4 protein-coding genes are annotated in these 4,900 nt (G+C 68.8%); all 4 read left to right on the forward strand.

Going from position 1 to position 4,900, the window contains the following annotated elements; genetic code table 11:
* Nucleotides 1-142: 142 nt before the first annotated feature.
* From EDC64_RS23245 to EDC64_RS23260, 4 genes are read left to right on the forward strand one after another with little or no spacing between them, the layout of a single operon-like run.
* Nucleotides 143-784 carry a TnsA endonuclease N-terminal domain-containing protein gene (locus EDC64_RS23245; protein ID WP_245504862.1) on the forward strand — a complete coding sequence of 214 codons (642 nt, stop codon included), beginning with the start codon at nucleotides 143-145 and terminating at the stop codon, nucleotides 782-784.
* 29 nt (nucleotides 785-813) lie between these two features.
* Complete coding sequence (locus EDC64_RS23250; protein WP_245504863.1) at nucleotides 814-2,445, forward strand: Mu transposase C-terminal domain-containing protein; 1,632 nt, start codon at nucleotides 814-816, stop codon at nucleotides 2,443-2,445.
* Entirely contained in the window at nucleotides 2,436-3,338 is a 903-nt protein-coding gene (locus EDC64_RS23255) for a TniB family NTP-binding protein (protein ID WP_132036237.1), read from the forward strand. Before EDC64_RS23250 ends, EDC64_RS23255 begins: the two co-directional genes overlap by 10 nt.
* The gene (locus EDC64_RS23260) at nucleotides 3,328-4,824 is read left to right on the forward strand and encodes a TniQ family protein (protein ID WP_132036239.1); all 1,497 of its coding nucleotides are present in this window, start codon (nucleotides 3,328-3,330) and stop codon (nucleotides 4,822-4,824) included. The genes EDC64_RS23255 and EDC64_RS23260 overlap by 11 nt, the downstream gene beginning before the upstream one ends.
* The last annotated feature ends 76 nt before the right edge of the window (nucleotides 4,825-4,900 follow it).

Raw genomic sequence — 4,900 nt, forward strand, 5'->3', positions numbered from 1 at the left:
TGTCGCTTTCCCTTGAAGTGGAGTCTGGTCGGCGGAGAAAGCTGAGTCTTTCTGGACTCTTGCGCATGGTCCGGTTTCCCTTGAATCATAGATTTGGTCCTTAAAGCGTCGACTGACCCCCACATCTGGGTGTATGGTCGCCTTGAACGACCGCGAGTCGGGGAAGCTGATGAGACGCATCCCACTCAGCCGCCGGTCGCATGTGACCGGCTTCCAGCCTCTCGACGGAGAGGCGATCGAGCACGAGAGCGCGCTCGAACGGGACTTCGTGATGCTCGCGCAGTTCGCGGATGCCGGCGCGACGGTAAGGTCGCAGCCGATCACCATTCGCTTCGACGCCGAGGGCCAGTCCCGGCGATACACGCCCGACTTCCATGTCGCCTGGAGCGATGGCCGGAGCGAACTGGTCGAGATCAAGTATCGGGCTGACCTGCGTGCGCAATGGCAGCGGCTGAGGCCGGCGTTCGCCGCCGCGCGACGCGTCGCCGTGCAGGACGGAGGCCGGTTCAGGATCGTCACCGAAAGCGGCATCCGGGGGCCGTTGCTCGACCATGCCCGTCGCCTACTGCCGCTACGCGGTGCGCCGCTGGACACCGCGGTTGCGGAACAGGCGATGATGGCGGCGCGGTCGCTTGCGGAGCCGACCTTCGGGGCGATCGTCAGCGCGGCGTCGCAGGATCGGGTGCAGGCGCTTGGCGCGGTGTGGCGGCTGCTCGCAAGAGGCGCGTTGGTCGCCGACCTGAGCCGGCCGGTCGCCTTCGACACGGTGGTGAGGGCATCATGAACGTCACTGGTACGCCCGATCTGACCGGGGTGCCGGCGGCGGACTGGCTGGAAGCGCGACGGCGCCATGCGGCGATCCGCGCGTTCGCCGAGTTGCCCGACCGCACTCGCGCCGACGCGGAGGCGACGGCGGCCGTGCTCGGCTTCGACATATCGTTCGTCTACAAGCTGCTGGCCCGTTACCAGGCCGATCCGCGCGTCACGAGCATGTTGCCGGGCCGGCGCGGACGCCGCAGCGGCGATCTCGTGCTCGCGGCCGAGGTCGACGAGGTGATCCAGGCCGCAATCGACGAGACGTTCCTGACACGCCAGCGGGTGCGGGTGAGCGATCTCGTCACCGAGATCCGCCGGCGCTGCTGGACGCTCGGCCTGCCGCGCCCCAGCCGCAAGACGGTCCAGAAGCGGATCGACCAGCGCGCTCCGAAGGAGGTTCTGGCGAAGCGTGCCGGCCGCAAGGCCGCGCGCGATCGGTTCGCGCCCGCAACCGGCTCGCTCGATGCGCCCTGGCCGCTGGCGCTGGTACAGATCGACCACACGCTGGTCGATGTGATCGCTGTCGACAGCGTGAAGCGGCAACCGATCCAGCGGCCGTGGCTGACGCTCGCGATCGACGTCCACTCGCGTTGCGTCGCCGGCTTCCATCTGACGTTGGAGCCGCCCTCGGCGACATCCGTGGCGCTGTGCCTGGCGCACGCCGCCTTGCCCAAGGCGGGCTGGCTCATGGCGCGGGAGGTCGCCGGCGAATGGCCGGTCGAGGGCGTGCCCGAGCGGCTGCACCTCGACAACGCCAAGGAGTTCCACTCCGAGGCGCTGCGGCGCGGCTGTGAGCAATACGGTGTCGCCGTGGACTATCGGCCGGTGCGGACGCCGCATTATGGCGGCCATATCGAACGGCTGATCGGCACGATGATGGGCAAGGTCCACCTGCTGCCTGGCACGACCTTCTCGGACGTGCGCGCCAAGGGCGACTGGAATCCCGAAGGCAGGGCGGCGATGACGCTCGGCGAGATCGAGCGCTGGCTGGCTCACGCCATCGTCGGCGTCTATCACCGCGATCTGCATCGCGGTGTCGGCACCACGCCGCTCGTCGCTTGGGAGCGCGGGCTTGTCGGCGACGAGACGCATCCCGGACGCGGCGCACCCGTCGCCGTGGCCGATCCGCGCCGGTTCCTGATCGACTTCCTGCCACTCGAGCGCCGCCTTGTCCGGCGCGAGGGCGTGTTCCTGCACTCGATCGGCTACTGGTCCGATGTGCTGCACACCTGGGTGGGCGAGCGCGAAAGGATGATCGTCCGCTATGATCCGCGCGACCTCAGTCGCGTGCATCTGCTCGCACCTGACGGGCGCTATTACGACCTGAGCTATCGCGATCTGCGGCGTCCGCCGATCAGCCTGTGGGAGCACCGCCTGGCGCTCCGGCGGCTGCGCGAGGAAGGCAAGGCCGCGATCGACGAGGAAGCGATCTTCGCGGCGATCGACGCCATGCGCGGGATCACCGACCGGGCGAGCGCAGCCAGCAAGATCGCCCGGCGGCAGCGTGAGCGACGTCCCCGGCAGGACGTGGTGCTCGCCGCGCCGGTCGCCCAGGCCCGCCCGGTCGTCACGCTGGAGCCGCTTCCCGCCGACCAGCGCGTGTTCTCCAATGTGGAGGAATGGTCGTGACGGACGCACCATATCCGCACCTGTTCCCACAGGTCCGTCCGCTGGCGGACGCTGCGGCGGAGCTGCGCATCCGGCGCATCCGCACCGATCGGTGGATCGGCTATGCACGGGCGGAAGCCGCCCTGGCGGCGATGGAGGACTTGCTGACGTTCCCGAAGCGGACGCGGATGCCGAACCTGCTGCTGGTCGGGCCGAGCAACAACGGCAAGACGATGATCGTCGAGAAGTTCCGACGCAGCCATCTGCCGGGCTCCGGCATGGACCGGTACGATAGCGCGGTCGCGGTGCCGGTGCTGAAGGTGCAGATGCCGCCGGCGCCCGACGAAAAGCGGTTCTTCGCGGCTGTCCTGGAGGCACTGGGCGCACCCGACCGCAGCAACGACCGGCTCGCCGCCAAACAGGATATGGCGATGCGGATGCTGCGTGCAACCAACGTGCGGATGCTGGTGATCGATGAGGTCCACAACATCCTGTCCGGCTCGCGCGACCAGCAGCGGCGGTTCCTCAATCTGCTGCGCTGGCTCGGCAACGAGTTGCAGATACCGCTGATCGCGGTGGGCACGGCCGAGGCGTTGCGCGCGATCCAGAGCGACGACCAACTCGCCAACCGCTTCACGCCGTTCAGCCTGCCGCCCTGGACGGCGGGTTCCGAATATCTACGGCTGCTCAACACGCTGGAAGCGATGCTGCCGCTGCGCGAGCCATCGAGGTTGGAGGAGCCGGCGTTCGCGCAGAAGCTGCTGACAGCGGCCGAGGGCATTCTGGGCGAAGTGGTCAGCATCGTGACGATGGCCGCGGTCGAGGCGGTCACCTCGGGCGCTGAGCGCATCAGGATCGAGGATATCGACAGCATCGGGTTCATGCCTCCCACGGAGCGGCGTCGTGCCGGCTGATCTGTTCATGGTGGAGCTGCTCGACGCGGCCGAGCCGGACGCGCCGGTCCTGCCGGCGCGGACCATGCCGCTTCCCGGCGAGGCGCTCGGATCGTGGCTGCTGCGCTACGCGGCGCCCTTCGGCATCGCGCCCGAGGCGCTGCTGTTCGGCGATCGGGAGGCCGACCTGACGGCCGATCCCGAATGGTGGCGCAAGCCTGATCCGTTGGTGATCGCAGCAATCGCGCGCGGAACGGGTGTGGCGGCCGACCGCATCCGGTCGCTCACCCTGCTGGACTGGCCGGGCCCGGGACGGGACGACGCGGTGCCCGAGCGGTTCGGCCGCCAGCGGTTCACCGCCGCCAGCCCATCGCAGCAAACGCGCCGCATCGGTATCTGCCCGGAATGTCTCGCCGAGGACGACATCCCGTATATCCGGCGCGACTGGACGATCGGATGGGTTGGCGCCTGCGCGCGCCATCGCGCAATCCTCGTTCGCATATGCCCCGAGTGCGGCGCGAAGCTGCGGCTGCCGTCGCTCGGTGCCAGCGCTCACTTCGCGCCGGAGCGATGCACGCGCTGCGCGTTCCAGCTCGCCCGCGCGCCCTATCGACCCGCGCCGGAGTCGATGGTCCGGTTGCAACAGCGGCTGCTGGACGATCGCCCCAACGGTGTGATCGCGTTGCCCGACATGATCGCGCTCGACTGGCCGATGGCGGTGGCGCTGTTCGACGCGATGCTGGGAATCGTATGGTTCGACACCAAGCCGAGGGCCAGGGAACAGTTGTTCGCCCGGATCGAGTGCGACTTCGACTGCCAGCCGTTCGGTAGCGCGAGTGAGGGCGCGGACGGGCTGTCGATCCTGGCCTGGATGCTCGACGCCTGGCCGCGTCACACCCAGCTTGCGTTCGCGGTCTTGCGCGCTTCGCGGCCCCGTCGCCAGATGCGGCGCTGGCCGCACCTTGCCGAGCACGAGCGCGCCGAGGTCGAGGCCGTGCTGCTTGGCGCATGGCCGGATCAGAAGCACAGCCCCGATCGCGGATGGTGGCGTGCCTGGATCGAGAGCTTGCCCGAGACCGGTGCCGACCTGCGCGCAATGGCGAAGCTGGAACGTCTGCCCCATCGCCGCCAGCGCCTTCTGGCGCTCTCCGACGTGCGCGACGGCCTGCCGGTCGAAGTTGCCGCCGAGGCCGCGGGCGTGATGGCTCGCACGCTCTACATCTGGCTGCGGCGCGGTGCGAAGGACGGCCTCGACGCCGCGTTGGAACGGCCGCGATGGCAATACCTGACCGAGCCTCAGGCCAGGGAGTTGATCGACTGGATCGGCGCCGCCTCGCCGCATGGCCCGCGCTGGCGTTGCAACCGGGTAGTCAACGAGGCACGCGGCCGCTTCGGCGTCGAGATCACCGCCCACGTCGCTCAGGCGATGCTGCGTCGGCACGGCCCCTGGCCGAAGCGGACGCGGCGCCCAAAGAGGAGACTGACCGTTGCTCCAGTCTACGATTAAGGGAAAACGAGTCTCCGCTTTAAGGGGAAGATCAGTCACCGATCACCCCCAGTCTTCGCTTTGCGGAAAACTGACA

The organism is Aquabacter spiritensis (assembly GCF_004346185.1).
GTDB lineage: Bacteria > Pseudomonadota > Alphaproteobacteria > Rhizobiales > Xanthobacteraceae > Aquabacter > Aquabacter spiritensis.